The sequence below is a fragment of the Niabella sp. ZPM-14 genome, from assembly GCF_055693045.2.
This window is the reverse complement of the sequence record NZ_CM181148.1, coordinates 4313121-4338548: the sequence shown is the minus strand read 5'-3', so window position 1 is coordinate 4338548 and position 25428 is coordinate 4313121. Positions and strand designations below refer to the sequence as shown.

17 protein-coding genes, 2 tRNA genes and 1 rRNA gene are annotated in these 25428 nt (G+C 46.7%); 3 read left to right on the top strand and 17 right to left on the bottom strand.

Translation table 11 applies throughout. From position 1 onward, the window contains the following. Positions 1-69: 69 nt before the first annotated feature. The 13 genes from ACU37H_RS18480 to ACU37H_RS18420 all read right to left on the bottom strand — a co-directional run bounded on the left by ACU37H_RS18480 (position 70) and on the right by ACU37H_RS18420 (position 15688). Positions 70-143, bottom strand: a tRNA-Ala gene (locus tag ACU37H_RS18480). Between the two features lie 78 nt (positions 144-221). Continuing rightward, positions 222-296 (bottom strand) — tRNA-Ile (locus ACU37H_RS18475). Between the two features lie 174 nt (positions 297-470). Further along, positions 471-1996, bottom strand: a 16S ribosomal RNA gene (locus ACU37H_RS18470). 1020 nt (positions 1997-3016) lie between these two features. Then, on the bottom strand, positions 3017-4153 hold the full coding sequence (locus ACU37H_RS18465; RefSeq protein ID WP_472704313.1) for a DUF4998 domain-containing protein: 1137 nt from the start codon (positions 4151-4153) through the stop codon (positions 3017-3019). A 107-nt stretch (positions 4154-4260) separates the two neighbouring features. Further along, positions 4261-5469, bottom strand: a complete 1209-nt coding sequence (locus ACU37H_RS18460; RefSeq protein ID WP_472704315.1) for a DUF5000 domain-containing lipoprotein — start codon at positions 5467-5469, stop codon at positions 4261-4263. Between the two features lie 29 nt (positions 5470-5498). Beyond that, positions 5499-7421, bottom strand: a complete 1923-nt coding sequence (locus ACU37H_RS18455; protein ID WP_472704316.1) for a RagB/SusD family nutrient uptake outer membrane protein — start codon at positions 7419-7421, stop codon at positions 5499-5501. 26 nt (positions 7422-7447) lie between these two features. Next, positions 7448-10621 carry a SusC/RagA family TonB-linked outer membrane protein gene (locus ACU37H_RS18450; RefSeq protein WP_472704318.1) on the bottom strand — a complete coding sequence of 1058 codons (3174 nt, stop codon included), beginning with the start codon at positions 10619-10621 and terminating at the stop codon, positions 7448-7450. A 398-nt stretch (positions 10622-11019) separates the two neighbouring features. Then, positions 11020-11745, bottom strand: coding sequence for a tRNA pseudouridine(38-40) synthase TruA (gene truA / locus ACU37H_RS18445; RefSeq protein ID WP_472704320.1), 726 nt, complete (start codon positions 11743-11745; stop codon positions 11020-11022). Positions 11746-11817: 72 nt separating this feature from the next. After that, entirely contained in the window at positions 11818-13068 is a 1251-nt protein-coding gene (locus ACU37H_RS18440; RefSeq protein WP_472704321.1) for a DUF4476 domain-containing protein, read from the bottom strand. A gap of 91 nt (positions 13069-13159) precedes the next feature. Further along, on the bottom strand, positions 13160-13945 hold the full coding sequence (locus ACU37H_RS18435) for a TPM domain-containing protein (protein WP_472704322.1): 786 nt from the start codon (positions 13943-13945) through the stop codon (positions 13160-13162). Between the two features lie 97 nt (positions 13946-14042). Continuing rightward, positions 14043-14507, bottom strand: a complete 465-nt coding sequence (locus tag ACU37H_RS18430) for a TPM domain-containing protein (protein ID WP_472704324.1) — start codon at positions 14505-14507, stop codon at positions 14043-14045. A 4-nt stretch (positions 14508-14511) separates the two neighbouring features. Further along, positions 14512-15093 carry a LemA family protein gene (locus tag ACU37H_RS18425; protein ID WP_472704326.1) on the bottom strand — a complete coding sequence of 194 codons (582 nt, stop codon included), beginning with the start codon at positions 15091-15093 and terminating at the stop codon, positions 14512-14514. 13 nt (positions 15094-15106) lie between these two features. Continuing rightward, positions 15107-15688, bottom strand: coding sequence for a LemA family protein (locus ACU37H_RS18420; protein ID WP_472704328.1), 582 nt, complete (start codon positions 15686-15688; stop codon positions 15107-15109). 466 nt (positions 15689-16154) lie between these two features. Between ACU37H_RS18420 and ACU37H_RS18415 the strand changes: the two genes are divergently transcribed. Continuing rightward, a complete protein-coding gene (locus ACU37H_RS18415) occupies positions 16155-16829 on the top strand; it encodes a hypothetical protein (RefSeq protein ID WP_472704330.1) in 675 nt (224 codons plus the stop codon). Between the two features lie 118 nt (positions 16830-16947). Here the strand turns inward: ACU37H_RS18415 and ACU37H_RS18410 are convergent, their stop codons facing one another. The 4 genes from ACU37H_RS18410 to ACU37H_RS18395 all read right to left on the bottom strand — a co-directional run bounded on the left by ACU37H_RS18410 (position 16948) and on the right by ACU37H_RS18395 (position 22771). Continuing rightward, entirely contained in the window at positions 16948-18618 is a 1671-nt protein-coding gene (locus ACU37H_RS18410; RefSeq protein ID WP_472704332.1) for a metallopeptidase TldD-related protein, read from the bottom strand. A gap of 57 nt (positions 18619-18675) precedes the next feature. Continuing rightward, positions 18676-20343 carry a TldD/PmbA family protein gene (locus ACU37H_RS18405; protein WP_472704334.1) on the bottom strand — a complete coding sequence of 556 codons (1668 nt, stop codon included), beginning with the start codon at positions 20341-20343 and terminating at the stop codon, positions 18676-18678. A gap of 152 nt (positions 20344-20495) precedes the next feature. Beyond that, positions 20496-21686, bottom strand: coding sequence for a sigma-54-dependent transcriptional regulator (locus ACU37H_RS18400; protein ID WP_472704336.1), 1191 nt, complete (start codon positions 21684-21686; stop codon positions 20496-20498). Positions 21687-21781: 95 nt separating this feature from the next. Next, positions 21782-22771 carry a pyruvate dehydrogenase complex E1 component subunit beta gene (locus tag ACU37H_RS18395; protein WP_472704338.1) on the bottom strand — a complete coding sequence of 330 codons (990 nt, stop codon included), beginning with the start codon at positions 22769-22771 and terminating at the stop codon, positions 21782-21784. Between the two features lie 321 nt (positions 22772-23092). Between ACU37H_RS18395 and ACU37H_RS18390 the strand changes: the two genes are divergently transcribed. Both ACU37H_RS18390 and ACU37H_RS18385 read left to right on the top strand, forming a co-directional pair. After that, positions 23093-24085, top strand: coding sequence for a YpdA family putative bacillithiol disulfide reductase (locus tag ACU37H_RS18390; protein ID WP_472704340.1), 993 nt, complete (start codon positions 23093-23095; stop codon positions 24083-24085). 10 nt (positions 24086-24095) lie between these two features. Beyond that, on the top strand, positions 24096-25427 hold the full coding sequence (locus tag ACU37H_RS18385; RefSeq protein WP_472704342.1) for a DUF445 domain-containing protein: 1332 nt from the start codon (positions 24096-24098) through the stop codon (positions 25425-25427). Position 25428 lies beyond the last annotated feature (1 nt).

Here is a 25428-nt window from a genome sequence, read left to right as displayed (position 1 = left end):
TCATATTTAAAGAACTTTTCAACCCGTTAACCTGTCAACTCTTTACCGTCAACCGTCAACTTTGTAAAGTGGAGGATATCGGAGTCGAACCGATGACCCTCTGCGTGCAAGGCAGATGCTCTAGCCAACTGAGCTAACCCCCCATACGAGAGTTGGTAGTTGGTAGATGACAGATGACAGAATCTTACTGCCAACTATCCGCTGTCAACCGTCAACTTCAGTAGACCCGACCAGATTTGAACTGGTGACCCCTACATTATCAGTGTAGTGCTCTAACCAGGCTGAGCTACGGATCTGTTTACCCAAACCCCTAATGGGGCTTTGAGATCGCGCCTCCGTAAACCCTCGGGCTTGTTTTAATTATATAAAGAACTTCCTTGTCTTTGTCCATGGTCCATTGACCATCATCCATCGACAATAATAAGATTGAAAGAAAAGGAAACAATAGCACCGGTAAGTGCTTGCTCTAAAAAGGAGGTATTCCAGCCGCACCTTCCGATACGGCTACCTTGTTACGACTTAGCCCCAATTACCAGTTTTACCCTAGGCAGCTCCTTGCGGTTACCGACTTTAGGTACACCCGGCTTTCATGGCTTGACGGGCGGTGTGTGCAAGGTCCGGGAACGTATTCACCGTATCATTGCTGATATACGATTACTAGCGATTCCAGCTTCACGCAGTCGAGTTGCAGACTGCGATCTGAACTGAGAGAAGGTTTTTGAGATTAGCTTCATATCACTATGTTGCGACTCTTTGTCCTCCCCATTGTAGCACGTGTGTAGCCCTGGGCATAAAGGCCATGATGACTTGACATCATCCCCTCCTTCCTCACGTCTTACGACGGCAGTTTCACTAGAGTTCCCAGCGTTACCTGATGGCAACTAGTGATGGGGGTTGCGCTCGTTGCGGGACTTAACCCAACACCTCACGGCACGAGCTGACGACAGCCATGCAGCACCTTGCTTTGTGTCTATTGCTAGAAAAACCACTTTCATGGTTCGGCACTCGCATTCTAGCCCAGGTAAGGTTCCTCGCGTATCATCGAATTAAACCACATGCTCCACCGCTTGTGCGGACCCCCGCCAATTCCTTTGAGTTTCAACCTTGCGGTCGTACTTCCCAGGTGGGATACTTAATGCTTTCGCTCAGACACACACAGTGTATCGCGTATGTCGAGTATCCATAGTTTAGGGCGTGGACTACCAGGGTATCTAATCCTGTTTGATCCCCACGCTTTCGAGCCTCAGTGTCAATATATGTGTAGCCAGCTGCCTTCGCAATTGGTGTTCTATGTCATATCTAAGCATTTCACCGCTACATGACATATTCCGCTAACCTCCACAATATTCAAGACTACCAGTATCCACGGCAGTTTCCGAGTTAAGCTCGGAGATTTCACCACGGACTTGGCAACCCACCTACGCTCCCTTTAAACCCAGTGAATCCGGATAACGCTTGCACCCTCCGTATTACCGCGGCTGCTGGCACGGAGTTAGCCGGTGCTTATTCATATGGTACCGTCAGTCGAGAAAGAATTCCCTTTTTTCGTCCCATATAAAAGAAGTTTACAATCCAGAGGACCTTCATCCTCCACGCGGCATGGCTGGTTCAGAGTTTCCTCCATTGACCAATATTCCTTACTGCTGCCTCCCGTAGGAGTCGGGCCCGTGTCTCAGTGCCCGTGTGACTGGTCGTGCTCTCACACCAGTTAATGATCGTAGGCTTGGTGGGCCGTTACTCCGCCAACTACCTAATCATACGCACACCCGTCTTCTAGCGTGTTGCCACTATAATATTAATAAGATGCCTCATCAACATGTTACGGGGTATTAATCCAAGTTTCCCTGGGCTATCCCCCACTAAAAGGAAGGTTGTGTACGTGTTCCGCACCCGTTTGCCGGTCGTCATCAGTCCGAAGACCATGTTACCCCTCGACTTGCATGTATTAAGCCTGCCGCTAGCGTTCATCCTGAGCCAGGATCAAACTCTCCGTTGTAAATGAGTTTGATTTACTGACTTGTTGTATTTACTCTAAAGAGAAAATTAAACGTGTCAAAAAATCCAAATGTTATTTGCTTTTTGACTTACCTTTCGTGTCCTACTTTTTCAAGTAGAAATTGATTGTGCTATTGCTTCCAAACTTTCAAAGAACTTTACCTTACTCTAAACCCTCTACAAAAAAGGGGAAGAACAAAGTATTTGCTGATAACATGGTTACGAACCATCAGACCTTTATGTCATTATCAAAGTATCTAAAGAACTACGCCACTTTTAAGGCACACAGAAAACTATCACCACCCAGAATCTATTGATACCAGCGGCTCTCAACCACTTCAGCGTCTCTTCACGCCTTGATCACCTTATGTAACTTTTGAAGAACTTAAACGACCCTGAGTTGATGTCGTTTTTCGATTGGGATTGCAAAGGTAAACTTATTTTTGAATCTGCCAAATTTTTTCAAAACTTTTTCGAAAAATTTTACCGCTTCAACACCTTTACAAGAACTGCCGATCTCTAAAATCGGACGGCAAAGATACAACGTTTTTTTCAAAACTAACCAAACTTTTTTTCTTTTTTTTCAAAAAGAACAGCAACGCTGCAAGCCGGCAAATAAGCGGATGATCACCTGAAACAACCATCATTATTTATTGAACCTCACCTCTTTAATTACTTCTTTTTCAGAGAACTTACCGCCGCTTCGTCGCTAACGGGGTGCAAATATAGAACTATATTTCAAACCGCAAAACAAATGACAATAAATTTTTAGAATTTTTTATTTCGCTCGTTTTAATAATACAACTGGTAACATGGATATTGTTGCGGGAGGCCGCTCCCCTTCTCATTTCAACCCCGGAATGCGGATCATGATGCGATCTCGCTCTGTTTGCGAAAGGTGACACACATGATATCTCAGGAGTTTGACCAACACGTACACCTTGATCTTTCGACCAAAGCGAGAGTCTTTCATCCAGCGCTCACCGGCTCCCCGCAACTTTGATAATTTGAATAGTTCCTGTTATCGCTTTTCGTTCTTCAACAAGTTCATCTCGCCAAACACGACATAAGCGTTCGCTGTATGGCCATTCCTTATTATGACCTTCACATACCTGGTTGTTACCGCTCCCCCGGGAAATAAATATTCGAAGAGGTTCGGGCTGCTAGGTAAGCTGGTTTTACCCTGGCTGATATAATTGACATTATCATCGCTGGTATATATTTCTATGTCCTTAGCATCGCCCGCCCTGGAGTTTTGACGGGAATAAAAGTACATCCCCCTTACCTGAGCACTGTTCTCGCCCGTGCTGAAAACAAAAGTAAAAGGATAGGTCTGTTCCGGCGTGGGAGACGAATACCTGGAAGCATAGTAAGTAACGGGGTTATTGTCCAGTAAATTAGCCAACGAGCCTTCCTGGGCCGGCGAGCTGGCCGACACCACCGTACTGGTAGTAAACGGAGCATGATAAAACGGGATCTGCAGTGTATCTGCTTTTACAACCAAAAACGTATCGATAGCCGTTGGTTCAGGTAAATAATAGGATCGTACCAGGATATTCTCTCCGGGTTTCAGATCAGATATCGTAGTTGCCAGCTTATCACGGTTTGTAATCCATAACCGCATTTCCGAACCAGACTGGTCGATATATTTTGCTTCCGTTCCGACCAGGGTGGCCCCGGCTTCAATCCAGTTGATCGTGATCAGTCCCGTGCCGGGGTCTTTTGAAAAAGTGTATCCGCGATTGGTAATACCCTCCTGATAATTGGCGCCATAAACATTGCCGCTTATGTTTACCGGAACGGATATGTTTCCTGCATGATCAAAAGAGCGGATCTGAAAGCTGCTGTTGCCTTCCGGCAAATCGCCAATAAGTTCCCGCACGGTATCGACCCCTGATGTTCTTACAATGTTGCGCGTTAAAGAGTCTAATCCCCCATTCCAATAAACAGTGTAGCCTTTGATTTTAGGATCTGAGGTGAATAAACCCGTTAACAACACCCGGTTCCGGCCCGCACCCAATTTTACAGAATCGAGTATACCGGGATAAGAAATTTCCTTACCCTTCTGAAACCTGTCTTTATATGCGTCCATCTTTTCGCAGGATATAGCCGATATCGCTAAACATACAGCTAATCCTATTTTTAAAAATTTTTCCATTGTCTTATTTTAATTCTGATTTCAGAATATGATATCTATTGTACAGCGGTTGCAACGTCCGTTTCACTTATGTTTTTACATGCATCACCAGCCATCGCAAACCGATTTTATTTACTTCCAAACACATCTATCTGGTGCATCGTCATCCAGGTTGTATTTTGCCAGTTGCGAAGACTTCTGATGCGTAAATATTTTACCGCGGGCAGACCAGGATCAAACTCCACTTCCCAACCGGCGGTCGCGTAAGCAATATCTTCGGCAGTGGAAGGCGTACCGGGAGAGAGACCTGAAGGCCGTACAATAGACTTAGTGGCCAGCTTTATCCAGCTGCCGTCGTAGCTGCCGTCAGGGTTGGGATTGGCTGATCCCCACACTTCAAAATCTCTGAGGTTTCCCTGCTCATAAAATCTGTCGGGCTGTTCCGGTCTTCCATAAATAACGATCCTGCTTAAAGTGGTCGTAACGCCAATGCTCCAGGTAATCGTCTGGGGATTCAAATCACTCGTGAGCGTATAGAACGTAGGCCAGCGCGGCTTGGTACTATAGTTATTATCCCACAGCAATTCATATCTTACTCCCTGATTAGTGTACATCAACTGCGCATTTCCCGGCAGTGCAAACGCTGAGAATTTGGCTTTATCCAGCTTTATTTCGGAGAAGGGAGTGATCTCCTGATAAAGCGTATCACTGGTGTTGCCATATTTGTCCGTGATATAAAACGCAAATTTTGTTGGCTTGTCCTGCAATCCCCTGATCGTTACATTGATGTTATCACGTTGCGTATGAATCTTATCAAGAATGTAATAGTTGCCGTTGCCGATGGTGTCCACTAAAGGCACAATTACAATGGGATCTCTTGATGCATTGTTCGTTTTAATATTAGGCCCACCAAAACCCGGCTGTATCTGCAGATTTTTAAAAGAGATATTTATTGGTGATTCTAAAGGATTGACCGTGACAGAAGCGGCATCAGAAGAGACCTGGCCCCTGGTAATGGCATACAGCTTTACCTCGTAAGCACCGGCTTTGGAAAATCCATCAAGCGTCATCGTGTTGGTATAGTAGGAAGTGAGCACCTCTCTTTTTACTCCCGGCCGTATTTCGTAAACGGCTTTTACATACAACAAGTCTTCTGCGGAAGGAAGTGTATAAGTGATCGTTGATCTTCCGTTGGTGTTGTCTACCACCCGGATGTTTGATACCGTAGCCGGTTTGGCGCCACCACTTTCCACGGGAACGTTGATGGCTTCCTGGCGGCATTGCGTAAATGCCAGCAAGCAACAGAGGCTTATGATTAAAAAATGTTTTGTGTTCATATAAGCAAGTTTTATATAAAATATAATTTTTACCAGCCGGGATTTTGAACCAGGTTATCGTTTACCAAAAGATTTTTTTCAGCAATAGGCCACAGGTAGTCTCTCGGGGCTACGAATTTTTGAGTGTTAAAGGTTAAGAGGCGATAATACAGCGCCGGCGGCGACTGGTTCACATCCCAACCCTGAACGTTACCGCTGAGCTCCACGGCGGCAGTTTTCCAGCGCCTTACATCCCAGAAGCGGCTGCCTTCAAAACAAAGTTCGATTGAGCGCTCTTGCCTGATAATACTCCTCATCCCCTCTTTGGTGCTGTATTTGGATGGATTGTTCGAGTAATTATCCCAGGAAGCTCTGATACCCATCAGGCCGGCCCGTTGCCGGATGCGATCCAAATACGTAAAGACATCAGCTACCGGGCCCTCGCTTTCATTCAAAGCTTCTGCATACAGCAGATAAAGATCTGCAAGCCGCATCGTGGGCCAGGGATACTTGACATTGGTTATTGCATTACTGGCTCCATACACAAACTTCAGATTGATGAGCTTTTTAGCAAACAAGCCGGTCTGGGTCATAATCGTTCCAGTGCTGACGCCGCCTGCCCGCACTTCCAGACGCAACGTCGTTTGGTCAGACAAGGCGCTTGGCATATACCAAATACCTCCGTCGAATCCTAAAAAGGCATAGTACCTGTTTTCCCTGTCATAATTGATCCTGGCTGTTACATAACCCTGCTTGATATTATATCGTTCATCCGATGTCGCAGTTCTTAATTCGGCCGGAGCATTATAGTTCAGTGTTTTATCTTCTGTAATGGGTACGCCGTTTTTCGTATAAAAGAACTGAGTGACTTTATAAGTAGCACCCTGGTCTGTATTAATGCCTGTGCTGGCTCCATACCGCGGGTCAAAATGGGCTGCAACCCTGCCCTGCAGTAAAGTAGTATTAGCTATCGACGATCCCCATATCAATTCGTTGCTCCACTCATCATCGGTTACGGCGTTTCTGAGACTCAGCTGTGTTAGGGTTGTGTCTGATAGTTTGTAAATAGGCGGCGGATAAGTGTGTAAAATGATTCCTGCTGCTTCGCAAGCGTCTATCGCAGTTTTGCACGCATCAGCGGCCCGTTTCCACTTGTTGATATCAAAAGTGGTATTCACTAGTAACCTTCCCTCTTTATCTTTAAAATTTACATAATCATTGTTTCCATTAAATAGCGGGCTTGCGGCCAATACCAGCATTTTCGCTTTCATAGCCAGAGCCGCGGGGCGGGTTACCCTTCCCAATTCAAATATCCTGTCCAACACCACGTCGGGCAGCCGTGCAGCAGCAGAATCGTATAATACGGACAGGTAATTTACCACTTCATCTACCGGGTTCCTTTTTACCCTGAACTGTTCCACCGGTGCGTCAATCGGGATATTGACATCGGTTATAGGAATGGGGCCATAAGCACGTAACAATAAAAAATGATAGTAAGCTTTTAAGAACATAGCCTCGCCGATCCACCGGTTTCGCTCGTCCAGTCCTATATCCGGTACCTTACTCAAATCACTCATGTTTTCAATAAACACATTACAATCTCTTATACCCCGGAACATGGAAGCCACGCGGCCTGAGCTGCCGTCCCAATAATTAAAAAAGGGGGATGTTACATTCTGGTTACCGCGGGGCAGATTATTGACATATTCATCATAACGACTTGTAAGATTAGTAGTCATTTCATCCCCACCTAAAAATGCAGGATTGGTCACAGTGCTGCCTTCATCGGGCAAATAGGAATAGCAGGTGGCCAGGTATTTTTCTGCCTCCTGTCTTAATGTAAAAGCATTATCAATCGTAGCCACATTATCGGGGACAATGTCTAAAAACTTTTTGCAGGAAGGCAGCGTCAGTAAAAGAATGACTGGGAAATACATTAGCCTTCTTGTTGTCTTATTTATTATTGGTTTCATTTCAATTATTTTATAAAACTTAAAGGTTAAAAACCGATTCGTATACCTAAGCTATACACTCTTTGCAACGGGTAACCGAGGCCGTTGCCAGCCATTTCCACATCCCAAAGCTTAAAGCTGCTGAAAGTGAAAAGGTTTTGTGCGCTTAAGTAAATGCGCGCCATAGACAGATTCCACTTGCCAATGAGTTTAATGTCAGGATTAAACCCGATATCTACCTGCTTGATGCGTAAAAAATTTCCATTCTGAAGCCACCAGGTTGAAGCCTGCGCATTGTTATTATTGATAGTGCTGCTTAATCTTGGCCAAAAGGCGTAGGGATTTCTGTTGTCTTCCGACCAGTGATCCTGCGCTATGATATCCAATAAGCCGGTCTGTTGCACAGCAGCCGGGCCTCCATGAGTAATAAAGGGTGCAATACCTTTAACATTTGAGCTTCCATCTAAAGAAGAACCTGAATTAATAAAGAATGAGGATCTGGCAGAACCTTGTAAAAAGAAGCTAAAATCAAGCAGACTTTTATAAAATAAAGTGCCGCCAAAACCATATGTAATTTCCGGTACTTCGGGCCAGCCGATAGGCGCAATATCCAGGTTGGTGATCTTGCCATCATTATTCAGGTCGCGATATTTTATATCTCCTGCCATATACTGGCCAAAGCCCTGTTGAGGAGAGTTGTTCACTTCTACTTCGTCTGTAAACAAGCGCTCTGCAATTAAGCCGTATAGTTGATCGCTCGAATTGCCAGCCTGCTGTAAGTAGCCGATATTATTGGGATAAACCGGCTCTTCCGTCTGAACCACTTTATTTTTGTTGTAGGTAAAATTGGCGCGGGAAGTAAGGCTGAAGTTTTTATTTAATGTGGCATTGTAAGTTAACGCTACTTCCAGCCCCCTTACGTCGGTACGTCCTGTATTTGCCACTACTGATGCCTGCAAACCTAAAGTAGTAGGCACGCTGGCGTTTCTGTTTAGAAGTATATTTTCAACTTTCCGATTATATGCATCTACAACTATACCCAGATTCTTAAACAAGGTCATTTCTAATCCTAAATTGGCTTGCGAGCTCTCCTCCCAGGTTATCTGTTCATTGGCATATCTTAAAGTGCTAACCTTAGGTATTCGATAGTCGAAATTTTCTCCGAATACATAACCTGCGCCATCAAACGATATTTCGGACAAATAGAAAAAGCGCTCGTCTGCCCTGCCGATAGCATCGGTACCTGATTTTCCATATGTAGCCCTTAGCTTAAAGTTTGAAATCGTATTGAGTAGAGGTTCGAAAAATTTTTCATTCGAGACCACCCATCCACCTCCAATAGAGGGAAAGAATCCCCAACGATTATTTTTTGAGAATCGCTCTGATGCATTGTATCCGAAGTTAAACTCGAAAGAATACCTGTTATCAAAGCCATAGGTGGCGCGGCCTGCATAAGTTATGTTACGGGCAGGCAAAGACTTTTGCAACGTTTCTGCATTCCCTGAAACGGACGACCTGATCAACGTGACGAGGTTGGCGCCCACCGAATGTTTTCCAAATACTCTCAGGTAATCGATAGTACCCTGGCCATGCATCACGGTACTTACTTTCTTTTCACCAGGGTTATAATTAAGATACTCTGTAGGGGCGACGCCGATCTGCGATCCGTTCCGCACTTCGTTAAGCAGCAGTAATGATGTTTGGCCTCCGGTATGATATGCCTGATAATAGAAGGGATTATATTGTCTTGACACGGCGAAATAGGCCTCTCTTGTCGTAAATACCATTACCTGCGCTTTTAATCCTTTTGTGACAGCTTTCAGATTTTGACTGACTGTTATCTGTGGAGTAACAATGGACTGATTCGTTTCCTGATAACCCGAAACCGCTTTTGCATAAGGGTTAACGTATAAAGCACTGCCAAGACCTGGTACGAAAGCATTTCCAAAAAGAGGATGCTTTATGTAGGGCAGGTAGCTTTGCGGATATACGGCCGGATAAGCAACGGGGTTAGCCGTGGAAGCCATTGTAAATATCGCTGCACCGCCTCCAACCGGGCCGGTATAGTCATCAAACCGCCCGCGTACGCTTACCAATGCGTCTGTGGTATTCGTAAGCTTCAGGTTTACGTTGGACAAGATCGTATAAGACTTTAGACTGATATTACTTTTGAAATCATTGAGCTCTTGTTCGCGCATAAGCCCGTTGTTGTCATCGTAGGTCATCGATACATAAAACCTTGCCTTTTCAGTACCACCGCTGATATCGAAATTGGCTGATGTGTTCCTGGTATAATCTTTTACCAAAAGCTTCATCCAGTCGTTGCTTGGATATAAAATAGGATCATCGCCGTTGGCAGTGCGGTCTATTTTACCCGGATCGTAAGGCGTAGGATCTGAAGCACTGCGGGTTGTCACCGCTTCATTAGCCAGCTTCATGTAAGTGACATTATCGGCCAGCTTATACAGCTTCGTATTTCCGGATAGCCGGTTTTCGATGCGAAAGTTAAATTTAGTTTGACCCGATACACCTTGTTTGGTTGTTATCAGCATGACACCAATAGCTCCCCTTGCGCCATATAAAGCGGTGGCATTGGCATCTTTTAAAACTGAAAAATTCTCGATGTTGTCCGGTTGCAAACGGGCCAGATCCGTGTTGCTGCTTTCAATTCCATCAATATAAATCAAAGGGCTTCGTTGGCCCGATCCAAAGTTTCCCAAACCGCGAATGAAAAAATTCGCGTTGTCCTGACCCGGCTCACCGCTTCGTTGAAAAGCGATGACCCCCGCTATCCGGCCGGCCAGCATATTGGTAAGATTACTCGTCGGACCTTTCAACTCCCGGGGACTGATGCTGGTAACGGACCCTACCATCGTCGTTTTCTTTTGTGTACCAAAGGCCACCACCACGACTTCATCGCCTTCTTTAGCTTCCCTCACCATATAAATGATCATTTCCCGGTCAGGATCAACTTTCTTTTCAATGGGTTGATAACCGACATAACTGATCTGCAGGACATCGGTAGCTGTGTTTTGGGCTTCAATACTGAAATGTCCGGAAGAGTCGGTAATGGTAACGATCGGAGAATTTTTCAACTGAACGGTTACTCCTGAAAGTAACTGCTCACTGGTGTCTTTTACAACTCCCGTTATAATTTTTTTGTTTTGAGCAGATAGATGGGAGCAGCTCAAAATAATAGCAAGCAAAAGCAGATATCTCATAAACTGATTTTATCGATCTAAAATACCTATGAGATCAAGCCCTTTCCAACAACGATTTATACCAATATTTACACTATCTTAACACCAATGGTAAAATAGTTTCACAGCCGAATAAAATAGTGTAAACCATAAAATCAGAACACTCACGATTTTGCATTATAATACTTGAAACACCACATGGTACAAAAGCAATCATCTCATCACCGGTTTTCTTGCAATCAGATCTGAGACGAGACATCGTATTCTTTTTTGAAAATTAAATTTGCTATTTAAACATGAATAGCAATAGTGATATAGACCACGTGCCGTCACTGCATGACAGCATTGAGTACCTGTATATATAAAGTAAATGTATTCAAAGCGTGCCTCGCTTCGCGCGAAACCGCCCGGGCTTAGCCTCATGGATAACTCACCCGCACCAATGTCAAACCGTGAGCAGGCGTGTCGAAGAAGGCGCTACCACTGTCTTTGGCATCAAGGATGGCCTTCAGCTCGTCCGGGGACATAGTGCCTCTGCCAACTTTTAACATCGTAGCAGTAAGCGCACGTACCATACCTCTTAAGAAACGGTTCGCAGTAACTTCATAGATCAGCTGATCCTCTTTTTCGATCCACTGACTTTTTAAAATGGTGCAGTTAAAAGTTTTCACCTGCGTATTCCGCTTCGAAAACGAGGTAAAGTCTGTGTAGGTCTGGATCAGGGATGCAGCGTTGTTCAATTGGTCGATATCTAATGTATAGGGGAAATAATAAGCCCTGTCAGCAATGAAGGGATTTTTGTATTGGTATACATGGTAGTGATAGGTGCGGCTCAAAGCATCGAAGCGGCAATGGGCATCTGCGGCCACTTCCCGAACACTTTTGATAACAATATCTCCGGGCAGGATTGCATTAAGGTTGTAGATCCATTTCTGTTCAAAAGGAGTTGTGCGGTCAAAATGAAAAAAGTTCTGAAGCGCATGAACGCCGGCATCTGTCCGTGAAGATCCCGTTAATGTTACCTCTTCTTTCAGTAGGGTATGAAAGGCTTTTTCTATTTCACCCTGAACCGTCAGCGCATTGTGCTGCACCTGGAAACCGCTGAAGCGGGTTCCTTTGTAAGCCACTTCTAAAAAATAACGCAAGGGATATAACGATTTTAGGGTTACCAATCCGGTGCCTGTGTAAGGCACGCGCTGTTCAAAAACCGAACGGGATTATTGAACCAGGCCTTTGAATTTACTCTTGTAACTGTTGTCTCGTATTTCAGATTCCAGCGACGCAAAATTTTCCCTGTCAGCTACATGCGGATAAGCCGCCGCAAAGAAGTTGTATTTGCCGGCATTGGAAAGAAACATACTGCTCAGGTATTTTATCTGGGCGGTCGTATAACATTTAGACTTGAAGGCTTTTTGCGCTTCAGAGATCATCTGATCGTCGTTTCCTTCTGACGCCATCGTACGGCGTAATTTCAGAAAATCGTTGTCATCTGCCACAGCTTTGCAGGCATCATTGGTATTCGCAACCGCTTCCTTTGCAGGTGCGGCTACCGCTTCATTCTGAGGCAACGGCTCTTTTTCTTCCACCGTAAAACCTGCGTCGCCGCTCTCTCCCTGGGAAGCCGCGGCCTGACCTTCGGTAGCTGCCGGTGGCGGTGTGCTTTCTTCTGTCACGGCAGGAGGATCTTCTTTCACCGGCGCTGAAGAGGCTTTAGGAGCCGGAATAAATATGGTGATCGGATCTACCTGTCCGGATTCACTTCTTTCATCATACACGATGGTTACGCCATTGCCGGCGCCTGTGCTAACTGTCGGATTATTTTGAGGAGCCGGGCTCTCTTCTATAACTGTGGGGTTGTTGTCAGCGCTCTGAGGAGCTTGTGCTACAGCGGCTGCTTCTTCCACCGGCTTTTCTTCTACCGGAGCTGGCTTAGGCTTTTCAAGAAGCGTTGGGTCATTGGCGGCCTGGGACAATACTTTTGTGAAGTCAGATACATTTTCAGCCGCGACAGCTGTTTCTTCTTTCGGCGTTTCCTTCGGAGCTTCTCCTGGGGTTTCTTTTGGTGGCTCAGGCTGCTGCTTCGCTACTACTTCTTCATTGCCTCCGCCCTTCAGCGCTTTTTGCACCACCATCGTTTGAAGGTCAAACAGGCCCCATCCGTCGGCGCCATAATCTTTGATCAGGTATCCTTTATCTTTTGAATCGATCCTGAAATCGAATCTTTGCTCTTCGGTCTTGTTGTCCGGGAAACCCACGGTAAGTTTATAATTACCATCCTTCAGCTGCGGTAAAATCAGATAACCGGATGCATTGGCACTGATTTGCTGCCCGTTGATCTTGATATAAAAAGGCTGCGCCGGTTCCGTTTGCAGGTATACAAAATACTTGGATTGTACCTGGTAGTTCTGCGCTAATGATAATGAAGCGATGCAAATAAATAAAGCCGATAGTAGAAAGTGCCTGTTCATGAACGTATGTGATTTTTCTTGCAGGCAAATTTAGCCAATAGTTGACAGTATAGCCCAGTAAATTTAAGATTAACGAATTATAAGCAGATTTTTACCAACTGCCGCCGGCGCCACCGCCGCCAAAGCTGCCGCCGCCGAACCCTCCGAAGCCGCCTCCACCGCTGCTACCACCGCCAGACCACCCGCCCGGGAAAATAACCGGGCCTGCCCAGCCACCGCCGCGATACCCGCGCCTGGACATATAGCCACCGCCACCGCCGCCCCGGCGACTGATAATGATGAGGATGACAATGATCACCAGTCCGGCAAATAGTAAGCCTGAAACTTTACCGCGGCCCCGCTCCTGCCGGTATCCCTCCGGCGCGCTGTATCTTCCGGCAGCCGCTTCGATGATATCGGTTGTCGCCTGATCCAGCCCCCGGTAGTTATTGCCTTGCCTGAAATTGGGCAGCAAGGCGGTCTGTATGATCTGGTCGGCGACCAGGTCGGGAATGACGCCTTCCAGGCCATAACCCGTTGCGATAAACACGCCGCGCTCGCCGCCCTTCTCACCGGTATTTACCAGGATCACGATCCCGTTACTGAATTCCTTTTGTCCGCCCACGCCCCATTTGCGGCCCAGCGCGATCGCAAATTCATCACGCGAGTAGCCTTTCAGGTCGTCGACAATAACGATCGCTATCTGGTTGGAAGTGGTATCGTCGTAGGCGACCAGTTTCTTTTCCAGCTCCGCCTGCTGCTCGGTAGTAAGAAACCGGTTGCCCGTGAAGTCATTTACCAACTTCGGCGGACTGGGAGGCGCGGGAACGGCCTCTTCAATCTGCGCATTGGCAAAAAAGGAAACGAACAGTATTAGAAGTGCTAGATATTTTTTCATCGATACTATATCACCGGCACACGTTGCATTACGTACAAGCGTGGCCTGTTTTCAACGTGAAGCGGATTATCAAAAAGATAAAGCGGTTCACTGATTATTATTTTCCAAAAACGATCTCGTCCGGTAACTCATTATGATCAGTAGCCCTGTCGTAGGGGAAAAAGGAATGCAGTCCCTCTCCTATTTCATAAATGTATTGGCAAATGCCTTGCGCAAAATGATGGCGGTTGAATTCGCTTAGAATATGACTCACGAGTTCATTCCAATACGCTTTTCCTGTCTTGTTGTAAATACCTTCGTCGCCAAAAATGGCCAGCTGGTGGTCTTTAACAGCAATATACAGCAGCACTCCGTTCCGCTCTTTGGTTTCATTCATTTTTAAACTATAAAAAACCTCGGACGCCCGCTCTACAGGGTCCACGTATTTACAATGACTTTCCATGTAAATGCGGATCTCGCCGCTGGTGCGGCTTTCAGCGTCGCGGATCGCCTGCACCACCTGTTGCTTTTCTTCTTCTGTAAGAAATTCAGATTTGCGTTTACCAAACAATGAAAATGCCACGTGATTAAAATTTTATTTCAACATTATTGGATGCGCCTTCGGCTGCGGTAAAGCCTTCTTTTACATCAAAGCCGAAAGCTTTTGCCACAAGGCTTTTCGGAAAGCTGCGCACCGCCTCATTGTAATCCTTTACGGCTTCATTGAAGTCGACACGGGCTACTTTTATTCTCCTTTCGTTTCCTGCCAGTTGCGTCTGTAACCCGCGAAAAGCCTCAGTACCTCTCAACACGGGGTATTTTTCGATGACGGCTATCAGGCGATTGGAGGCTGCAGCCAGGGTGTCCTGGAGCCCGGACTGCTTTTGATAACTGGCGGCATCAATCTGGCCTGAACCCGCAGCAGAAGCATTGCTTCTCGCCTGTGCGACCTGCACGAATGTCTCCTGCTCAAAATCAGCCATCCCTTTTACGATGTTTACCAGGTTGGGGGTTAGTTCCAGCCGGCGCTGGTACGCGCTCTGAACGTTGGCCCACTGCTCCTCTAGTTGCTCTTCTTTTTTTATTAAAGAGTTATACGCCACAGCGGTATAAAGCCCTAAGAGTATGGCGACCCCGGCAACGTATTTGATCAAGTGCTTTTGCTGCATCCTTGGGTATCAATTAAAATTCAACTTTGGGTGCTGTCTCGGCTCCGGGATCTGCTTTGAATGGCTCTTTGGCTTTGAAACCAAACATCCCCCCCAGTATATTCATAGGGAAAGATCTTACCTTGGTATTGTAACTGTTGACCGCACTGTTATAATTGTTGCGCGACGATCGTATCTCATTCTCAATTCCCTCCAACTGACCTTGCAGTTGTAAGAAATTTTGATTGGCTTTCAGATCAGGATAGCTTTCTACCACCGCGAGTAACCGGCTGAGCGCGCTGCTTACCTGCCCTTGCGCGGCCTGAAATTGCTGAATGTTTTCAGGAGTTAATTGATCCGCAGAAATATTGACTGAAGTGGCTTTGGACCTTGCCTCGATCACTTTGGTAAGTGTTTCCTGCTCAAACTTGGCAGCACCTTTCACTGTGTTCACGAGATTTCCTACCAGGTCGTTACGCTTCTGGTAGTCAGCTTGTACATTGGCCCAGGCGTTTTTTACTACCTCGTCTTCCTTCACCAGGCTGTTATATCCTTTACAGCCCATAAAACCTACAACAATTAATGCAATAAGCAGAATTAAACCAATTCCTTTCATTTGAGTTTGTTTTAAACGTTTTTTAAATGACAGCATTTACCGGTGATCGGTCCCCATCCTACCGGAGCTCATTCAGGCCAACGGCTTAGGAAGGGTATACTGTATTTTAATGAATGTCCGATAACAAATTTATAGAATAAATGCTGGTTAAAAGAGATATACAGTACTTATTCGGTAAAGTTCATCAATAAATCGGCGAACCTCGCCTGCGCAGTAACATCAGCAGCGATACAAACCTGCACAGCCGGCAATCATCATTACCGAAGCGTCATGGTGATCGTAACATTTTACCTTCCGATACACATCGCTTCTCAAAAAATATATGACTTTGCCGCTTAACCTGATTAGGACAGATTAAAAAAAAATGTTAAATTAGCAATGCAAAAGGTGGCCGCTACTCCTGGTGGCCCGTTGTCTAACGATACTGAGAAGGAATGGCAAGTTTTCACCTTTAAAACTTAACATTATGTACCAGTCTTCATTTAACACTTCAATGGGGGGTGCTTCGCCAGACGATTATTGCTGCAACAGCAAGAACCTGAGACTGAAAAAGCGCCGTTTGTTCCCGCTCTATGTCCATCTCTTCCTCTTATATGCCACCATTGCTTTCTTTGGATGCCAGTCATCGAATGCCAATCCGGAACCGGTCGACCGGCAGGCTGATAAAGACGCAATCCTTGAAACGATTGAAAAGGAAACCGCTTCTTTCTTCGCCAGGGATTATGAAGCATGGAAATCAACTTACGCGCAAACCGATTACGCTTTCCAGGCCTGGAGCAATCGGGATGGCACGTTTGACGCCAGCGTTGGCTGGAATGGCATTGACAATACCGTAGGAAAATATATCCACGACAATCCCGAACCGCAATCGAGCAGTCATCCTACTGTAGAAAGAAAAAACATCAAGTACAAATTCTACGGACCGGATGCCTGTTACCTTACCTGGGATCAGTTCAACAGCAATAAAGCAGGTGACAACTTTCATCACAGTAAGGAAGTACGGGTCATGGAAAGAGTGGACGGGCAGTGGAAAATTGTATGTGTAGCGGCTTTCTGGGATTATATCAATCCGATTGCTGCCGACAGGTTGAAAGATATCCAGCGAATGGATAAAGAATCGAGAGGAACCGAAAAGATTTAGCGGAATCATAAGTGCTTGTGAAAGCCACCAACCAGGCCGTTTCACAGGGGATCGCAGGCACAGGTCTCTCCCTTACCATCTATGAAATTGTCACGCACCCTCAGGGCCGTTAATTCATTTAACGGCTCTTTTTCTTTTTAGTACTTTTCATAGTTGACGCGGGCGGGTCCAGCAATGGGTTGGAGACGATGATCGGCTTGGGTTTGGACGTCATCTCGTTCTTCTCGATTTCCACCTCGTTAATGATCAGGCTCTCCGGCGCGATAATGCTCAGGTCCATTGAGTTTTCTAATTTCAGGACATTTGAAGCCGTGACAAACCGTCTTAAAGATTTCAGATTAAGCGGGGTTATTTTGCAGGCATTCACCATTTCTACTTTGCCGGTAGCCACCTCTATCTTGTAAATTTCAGGCGCACTGAAAGAAAGGTTCTTAACGATGTACGCGGAGGGCAGCCCTTCGTCTTTGGCGACCTGCAACAGCCGCGCTGTCATTGAATCGGACGGCGTTTGTGCATCAGAAGTCAGTTGCATCACGCCCGCACTGTAACCGCGTCCCATTGATGACTGCGCAAAGCCCTGTGATTGCGGAAAGCGCCGCGTGGGCGTTCTTCCGTTGAGCAGCGATTTTAAAATACCGTTTTTAACCAGTACCAGGGAATCCGGAGGGACCACGCCTTCATCATCGATAGGATAATAACCCGTCGTGCTGCGTCCTTTAAAGCTTTTGAGCGATGGAATCGCCGTCAATGTCAGATCGGCGGACACCAGTTTCTGGCCCAGTTTTTCTTCATAATCCGTCTCACCTGAATTATAGCCTAATATCGATTTGCGGGTCGCCTGCACCGGCTTGGCAAAACACTGGTAGACTAGATCGGTCACTGCCCCATCGGTGAAGAGGACCGGTCCCATGTATGAGCCTTCAAAGGCTTTTGCCTGTTCTTTCTCTTTGATCCTGGCGATCACTTTCTCCACTTCTTTCTGAAGGATTTCGAAAGAAGGAAGCTCATTGAAGTTCTTTACGGTAATGCTGTAGTCGCTGTTATAATTATTTCCTTCATCGTCGGCCGTGGCTCCATAGACCATAAAGGTTACGGCGCTGCCTGGTTTCCTGACGATGGCTCCTTCACTGCTGACCAGGTAGTCTTCATAGCTGGCGGCCGTGAGACGGCAATAAGAATGGGTGATGGCCGGATGGCCTTTGAATAATGCGGAAAGTGCTGCTAACTTTTTCTCCCAGCCCGCCGGATCAACGCGGATCATTTCTACGGCTCCAAAATCTTTGACCACTACGGGCACTTTCGCCAGATCGTCCAGCGCCAGCTCTTTTTCGTCAACATTGACCCGCTTTAATGATGACATAAAGCCATTGTACTGCCTTGCGTTGTTCTTATAGGCACGATCGGTTTCCAGCCACAACACTCTCCGGTATTCATCAGCATCTGCCTCCTGCGGCAGCTCTGCAAAGTATCCGTCGTACATCATGTAATCGAAATTGCGGTGGTAATCTCCCACCCTCAGCTTTACCGCTACCGACTTGTTATTCACAGGTGAAGTGACGTCGCTGGTAATCTCTCCCCGCTCGCTGTTCAGACTAAAAGTATATTGATTGCGCAGGTAATACGCAATGAAAAAAGGCTTCTCAAGATCCGGCAGATGCAGACGGTCCATGTTTCGCTGCAATTCCTGCTTCAGCACTGAAACATAAAAATTGTCCTTCAGATCCTGAGCGGCTACCGGCAGACAAGCTCCTGCGATAAACAGGGCTATGAAAAGGATTCTACACTTCATCCGTTGACTTTTTAAGTGGTTCTTATCACCCTGTCGCAAGAGTGATGATTAGGAAAGCTATTTGTCCAGGTCTGGTCTTGGCAATACCGGGAGACGTTCTGAAGATTTGCTTTTTTTCTGTGTCTCGATCACATCTACAAATATGGCAGGCGAAGAAGCTGAAACCGGCACCCAGCCTGACCCCGAGCCACACATACCGTTGAACGTTTCCATCTGGTTGCTGCAAGCGGCAATATGCTTGAACATGGATAACGGCGTACCGATCAGGTCAACGCCGCGAACGAGCTCGTCAGGGCGATTGTCTGCATATATTTTATACACTTCTGTCGGCAGCACGTTGAATGCATTGGGGGTCGTGCGCCCCACATTAGTGAATCCGCCCTGCACGTCCTGGAACAAGTAGCCATAAGGCTTTCCCTGCTTCTTACATTCGGCAATCAGCATATTTCGCAGATCGGCAAAAGACAGGTCGCTATTCCCTGAAACCACAAGATTGCTTTGCCGGCTTTCGGGCACACCGCCCGGCGCGGTTCGCGCGTGCCCGTTACTGCCGCTGACACCATTGATGGGCGTGCGGGTCATCAAAAAGTTTCTCAGAATTCCTTTTTCTACGACATCGACCTTTTGCGCAGCCACGCCTTCGTCATCAAACCGGTAAAAACCGTTTACCTCAGCGCCCGCCACATTTTTGGTGGTGGGATCCATGGATATGCTCAGAAATTCGGGCAGTACCTCCGTTCCGATTTTATTTTTGAAGGTTTGTCCGTCAAACTCATTCTTCATTCTCTTTCCTTCCAGCCGGTGACCAAAGATCTCGTGAAAAAAGACCCCGGCTGCCCGGCCGGAAAGTATCGCTGGTCCTACAAACGGATCGGCGAGCGGTGACTTTCTCAAAGCGCTCAGTTTGCTGCTCATAGTGCGCGTATCCGCTACAATACTATCCCTGGCGGGTAATTGATCCGGTTGATAAGCAAAATAGAGCTTGTATAAAGGCAACTCCATTCCATCGTCTGCCTTGGTGTTTCCGTAAATGCTTTGCCAGGTCTCCGTGGCATTCTCTGCAATGTCAGACCCATCTGTATCGACGAAATATTTACGCGTGATCTTGAATTCGAAATTGGCGCCACCCGACATCAGGTCCGGGTTGTCCTTGAAGATAGCGGTGTATAATTTTAAGGTCTTTGCCACCTCGTCGAGATCGGGACGAAGTTGTGCATAATCGGGAGCAGGATCATGATATACTTCTTTTTTGGCGATGGAAAAGTCGGCCGCCGTGTCTTCCTCGGCTACCCGCACTTTCTTGTTGGTAAGCAGTTGCTCGTACATCTGGGCCGCATTTTTGTAGGCCAGGTCGGTATTTTTCCAAAGAGCCAACCGCACCAGATCTGGGCTGTTTACAACGGGTACGATGCCCGAAGCGCCGCTAAACTGAACATTGTGGGTATTATCAAACTGGTACGTGCCTACCCGGACGGAAGGCGTGAAGACCCGTACATGATTGGAGTCGATGGAATGGATCACACCAAAACTGGCTTTCACCTGGTACGACATGATATCATCTACGCGATAGCTCATGTAGTAGACATTGGGATCAGCCGCTTTCAATTGCTTAAACTCCCGGTATAGCTCGTCTTTTAAAACTTTTGATAGCGGATCTTGTGCATGTGCGCCCGCATAGACCAGATGGATACAAACAAGCAGTAAAGCGTGGGTTGCTTTTGTCATGATATAAAGATAATTAGTACTGAGCCGGCTCCTGCGGAAGGCGTCTTAATAGTTCCTTAAATTCTGACCTCAATGGTCCGGCAGCACAGCGGCTCATCCCGGGGAATGAGCCGCTGCCACACACACTAACGCCTCTTTATATACAGATGCAATTATTTCGGATTTGCATAACTTTTCACATCATCTTCCACAATGGTTTTACCACTCAGGATGACGAGCCGTTCTACGACGTTACGAAGCTCACGGATATTACCGGTCCAGTTGTATTCCTGCAGCAGCTTCACCGCGCCGGGATCAATGCCTTTCTTGGCAATGCCGTAATCGATACAGATACTTTCCAGGAATTTATCGATCAGTTGCGGGATATCCTCACGACGCTCATTTAAAGAGGGCACGTGAATCAATATAACGCTCAGGCGGTGATAGAGGTCAAGCCTGAAATTCTTTTGTTCTACTTCATGCAGCAGATCTTTGTTGGTTGCCGCAATCACCCTTACATCCACACTGATGTCTTTATCTGCTCCGACACGGGTGATCTTACCTTCCTGCAAGGCCCGCAATACTTTGGCTTGGGCGCTGAGGCTCATATCACCGATCTCATCCAGGAAGAGCGTACCACCATTGGCCTGCTCAAATTTCCCGATACGTTGTTTAACGGCTGATGTAAAAGAACCTTTTTCATGACCGAATAATTCAGATTCGATCAGCTCTGTAGGAATCGCCGCACAGTTCACTTCGACCAGCGGGCTGGTGTTGCGTGTACTCTTTTCATGCAGCCAGCGTGCTACTAATTCTTTACCTACACCGTTTTCACCAGTTACCAAAACGCGGGCTTCGGTCGGCGCCACTTTGTCGATCGTATCTTTGATCTTCATGATCGGCTCGGAATCGCCGACAATTTCCTGCACTTTGGAGATGCGCTTTTTCAGCACTTTAGTTTCGGTTACAAGCGTGCCTTTATCCAGTGCGTTTTTGATGGTGATCAACAGGCGGTTCAGATCCGGCGGCTTGGAAATAAAATCATAAGCCCCTTTCTTCACTGCTTCCACCGCGGTTTCGATGGTCCCATGTCCGGAGATCATGATCACGGGAATGTCCGGGTGCACTTCCAGCGCCTTACTCAGAAACTCAAGACCGTCCATCTTCGGCATCTTGATGTCACACAAGACTGCATCGAATTTATGCTCCGAAAAGATCTTCAATCCCTGCTCACCGTCGGCTGCTTCCTGCGTTTTATATCCTTCAAAAGAGAGAATCTCAATGAGCGTTTTCCTGATCGATATCTCATCATCAATTACCAGAATGACCGGCGCGTTATCGTTTGTTTTGTTTCTATGGGGCACTTGATATTAATATTTTAATGTTTTGAATATTCACGTTAAAAGTCCATAAGCCAATAATTATAGCTCATGGACTTTCAAAATAGAATAATAATCATTTATTTCTGCTGATACATCACCTCTTTCACCAGTTTAACGGTGCGGGCAACATCCGGTAACGCAGCGGCAACGAGGTTCGGAGCATAGTGTAGTGGGGCATCAGCAGCAGTAATACGGCGTATAGGGGCATCCAGATAATCAAACGCATCTTTTTGCACGTTGTAAGCGATTTCTGAAGACACGGAAGCAAATGGCCACTGCTCTTCAACGATCACCAGCCTGTTGGTTTTCTTGATGCTGTTCACGATAGTCGGAACGTCCAGCGGACGGATCGTGCGCAAATCAATCACCTCGGCGTTGATCCCTTCCTTCTCCAGCTCGGCAGCAGCGCCCAGGGCGACTTTCATCATCTTGTTGAAAGACACGATGGTTACATCGGTTCCTTCTTTCTTAACGTCGGCTTTACCTAATTCAATATAATATTCTTCTTCGGGAACTTCCATTTTGTCACCGTACATCTGCTCACTTTCCATGAACATCACGGGATCTTCTTCATAACGGATCGCCTGTTTCAGCAATCCTTTTGCATCGTAAGGGTTACTGGGTGAAACCACTTTGATACCGGGGATATTCGCATACATCGCTTCGAAAGCGGTGCTGTGCTGCGCACCCAATTGTCCGGCAGAACCGTTACCACCTCTGAATACGATCGGGCAGGAAATCTGTCCGCCGCTCATCGCCAGCATTTTTGAAGCAGTATTTAAGATCTGATCCAGCGCTAATACGGCAAAGTTCCAGGTCATGAACTCTACAATCGGCCTTAAACCTCTCTGTGCAGCGCCCACGCCAACGGCGGTGAATCCAAGCTCCGCAATCGGGGTATCCAAGATCCTTTTGGGCCCGAACTCGGCCAGCATTCCCTGGCTCACTTTGTAAGCTCCGTTATATTCTGCCACTTCCTCTCCCATCAAAAACACACGATCGTCTCTCCTCATCTCCTCGTTCATGGCTTCTCTTAAAGCCTCTCTGAATGCAATTATTCTTGCCATATTTAATTTCTCTGTTTTATTACGCTTGTGATCAAGAGCCAACTTTGATACGATTTCTTACTGTCTGGTCGTTTTTATCCAGGGCTGAAAAATTCGCTGCCGGTTATTTGATACTTTTAAAGTGGGGCAAATTTAAACGTAAAATGTAGAATATTCAATATAAAATATAAAATGACCGTAAAAAAGTCTTCTCACAAGGATTTGCCAATTCAGATATTTTTTCAGGACCACGTTTCATTACGCCCCGAATGCAGTTTCAATGCCTTAACTAAATAACAGGTTCCTTCTGTAATCGATAATGAATGCCGTTATCTTTGTCCTATGCAATCCTATTTTCCGCTCATTATCATCGGCGGTGGTCCCATCGGCCTGGCCTGCGCCATTGAGGCGCAAAAAAATAATATCGATTATGTGGTATTGGAGAAAGGCTGCCTGGTCAACTCCCTGTATCACTACCCGGTAAACATGACTTTTTTCTCGACCTCCGACCGACTGGAGATCGGGAACGTGCCTTTTGTTTCCAACAACCCCAAGCCGACCCGGAACGAAGCATTAGAATATTACCGGAGGGTGGCCCAGAGCTTTGACCTGCGCATCCACCTTTTTGAAGAGGTGGTGAAAGTGGACAAGAGCCCGGTAACAGACGAAGAAAGGAAGGCTTTCACCATTCAAACTTCGAAATCAACGTATCAATGTGATCACGTAATTATAGCAACCGGCTTTTATGATATTCCTTACCTGCTCAATGTGCCGGGTGAGGAACTTCCGAAGGTTACGCATTATTACAAGGATCCGCATTTTTATGCGTTCCAGGATGTTGTGGTGGTCGGTGCGATGAACTCAGCGGTGGACGCAGCTTTGGAAACCTACCGCAAGGGCGCCCGCGTGACCATGGTCATCAAAGGAGCGGCAATCGGATCGCGTGTAAAGTATTGGGTGAAACCGGATATCGAAAACCGCATCAGCGAAGGCGCCATCCAAGCTTATTTTAATGCCACTATTAAAGAGATTCGCGCGGATGAAGTGGATATTGAAACGCCAGATGATCTCATTACGTTGAAAAATGACTGGGTCATTGCTGCCACAGGCTATCAGCCTAACCTTCATTTTCTGGAACATATCGGCATCACACTCAGCGAGGATGCTGTGCGCTGCCCAACGATCCACCCGGAAACACATGAGACCAACATTCCCGGCATTTATCTTGCAGGCGTTATCTGTGGGGGCATGAATACCCATCGCCTTTTTATAGAAAATTCACGGGCGCATGCGGTGACCATCCTCAGGGATATAGTGAAGAAACGCAGTAAATAACGGACGGTGCATGAAGCTGATCTGTCAACTCTTCAACAATGTTCAACCACTTTCAACCATTATTAAACCCACATCCGGCAGTTCAATGAACGAACCTGATCATATCAAGCGGCAGCAGCTCAGGCGGCACAAAACGATCGCTACCGGCCTTTTTGTGCTGATGGCATTGATCTATATCGGCACTACCTGGCTGTTAAAAACGGAAAGCTATCTCTGGCTGGGATATGCCAACGCTTTTGCAGAAGCCGCCATGGTGGGGGCTTTGGCAGATTGGTTTGCGGTGACCGCTTTGTTCCATCACCCGATGGGCATTCCTATCCCGCATACCAACCTGATCGAGAACCGCAAAAAGAGCATCGGCAATAACCTGGGTGGCTTCGTCGTGAGCAACTTCCTGAACGCCGCGACAATCCGTCCCTACATCGCCAGGATTGAAATCAGCCGCCTGCTGGTCCAGTGGCTGGATCAACCGAAAAACGTCGCATTGCTTACTTCCGAGACCGCGCGGATCCTGAAAGATATTGTTCAGAAAGCGGATGAAGCAGCTATCACTCATTTTATTACCCGTAAATCGAAAGAGCTGCTGAAGGATCTTCAGCTTAATGAAGTGCTGGCATCGGGACTGGATATTATTGTTGAACGAGGCGACCAGGTCCGTATCCTGAACTACGTGGTAAGAAAGCTGCGGGGTTATGTCATTGACAACGAAAGCATGGTCCGTGACCGGGTGAAAAAGGAAAGTCATTTCCTGATTCCCGGTTTTGTGGATAATATGATCGCATCGAGGATCACCACCGGCCTGGCAAAATATTTATTGGAGATAGAAGACGATCCAAACCACAAAGTGAGACAGGAACTGAATGAGCAGCTGCTGCGCTTCATCCATGACATACGCACCAATCCACAGTGGCAACAGGAACTACAGGAAGTGAAGCACGTGATCCTGGACGGTGACAAGGTAGCGCAATATGCCACTTCCATCTGGCAACATGTGCGTTCGGGCATTGTTAAAGACCTGGATGCCTCCGATTCTACCATTATCCGGTACATTGAAAAAACCATCCGTGACTTCAATACCAGTTTAAAACAGGATGAGGCGCTGCAGCTAAAGCTGGACCGATGGGTGCGGCACACCGCTTACCGGTACATCCTTCGTAACGCAACAAAGGTCGGATCATTGATCAGCGACACGGTGGGCAACTGGGAGGGAAAAGAACTGAGCAACAAGCTGGAGCTGGAAGTGGGCAAAGATCTGCAGTTCATCCGGATCAACGGCACTATTGTCGGCGGCCTGGTAGGGCTCATCATTTATACGGTCACAAGGATCATCGAAAACAGTTAAA

Bases quoted from the DNA above. Each gene is read 5' to 3' on its own strand.
- ACU37H_RS18465 (WP_472704313.1), bottom strand. From the start codon at position 4,153: ATGGAAAAATTTTTAAAAATAGGATTAGCTGTATGTTTAGCGATATCG.
- ACU37H_RS18460 (WP_472704315.1), bottom strand. From the start codon at position 5,469: ATGAACACAAAACATTTTTTAATCATAAGCCTCTGTTGCTTGCTGGCA.
- ACU37H_RS18455 (WP_472704316.1), bottom strand. From the start codon at position 7,421: ATGAAACCAATAATAAATAAGACAACAAGAAGGCTAATGTATTTCCCA.
- ACU37H_RS18450 (WP_472704318.1), bottom strand. From the start codon at position 10,621: ATGAGATATCTGCTTTTGCTTGCTATTATTTTGAGCTGCTCCCATCTA.
- ACU37H_RS18440 (WP_472704321.1), bottom strand. From the start codon at position 13,068: ATGAACAGGCACTTTCTACTATCGGCTTTATTTATTTGCATCGCTTCA.
- ACU37H_RS18435 (WP_472704322.1), bottom strand. From the start codon at position 13,945: ATGAAAAAATATCTAGCACTTCTAATACTGTTCGTTTCCTTTTTTGCC.
- ACU37H_RS18425 (WP_472704326.1), bottom strand. From the start codon at position 15,093: ATGCAGCAAAAGCACTTGATCAAATACGTTGCCGGGGTCGCCATACTC.
- ACU37H_RS18420 (WP_472704328.1), bottom strand. From the start codon at position 15,688: ATGAAAGGAATTGGTTTAATTCTGCTTATTGCATTAATTGTTGTAGGT.
- ACU37H_RS18415 (WP_472704330.1), top strand. From the start codon at position 16,155: ATGTACCAGTCTTCATTTAACACTTCAATGGGGGGTGCTTCGCCAGAC.
- ACU37H_RS18410 (WP_472704332.1), bottom strand. From the start codon at position 18,618: ATGAAGTGTAGAATCCTTTTCATAGCCCTGTTTATCGCAGGAGCTTGT.
- ACU37H_RS18405 (WP_472704334.1), bottom strand. From the start codon at position 20,343: ATGACAAAAGCAACCCACGCTTTACTGCTTGTTTGTATCCATCTGGTC.
- ACU37H_RS18395 (WP_472704338.1), bottom strand. From the start codon at position 22,771: ATGGCAAGAATAATTGCATTCAGAGAGGCTTTAAGAGAAGCCATGAAC.
- ACU37H_RS18390 (WP_472704340.1), top strand. From the start codon at position 23,093: ATGCAATCCTATTTTCCGCTCATTATCATCGGCGGTGGTCCCATCGGC.
- ACU37H_RS18385 (WP_472704342.1), top strand. From the start codon at position 24,096: ATGAAGCTGATCTGTCAACTCTTCAACAATGTTCAACCACTTTCAACC.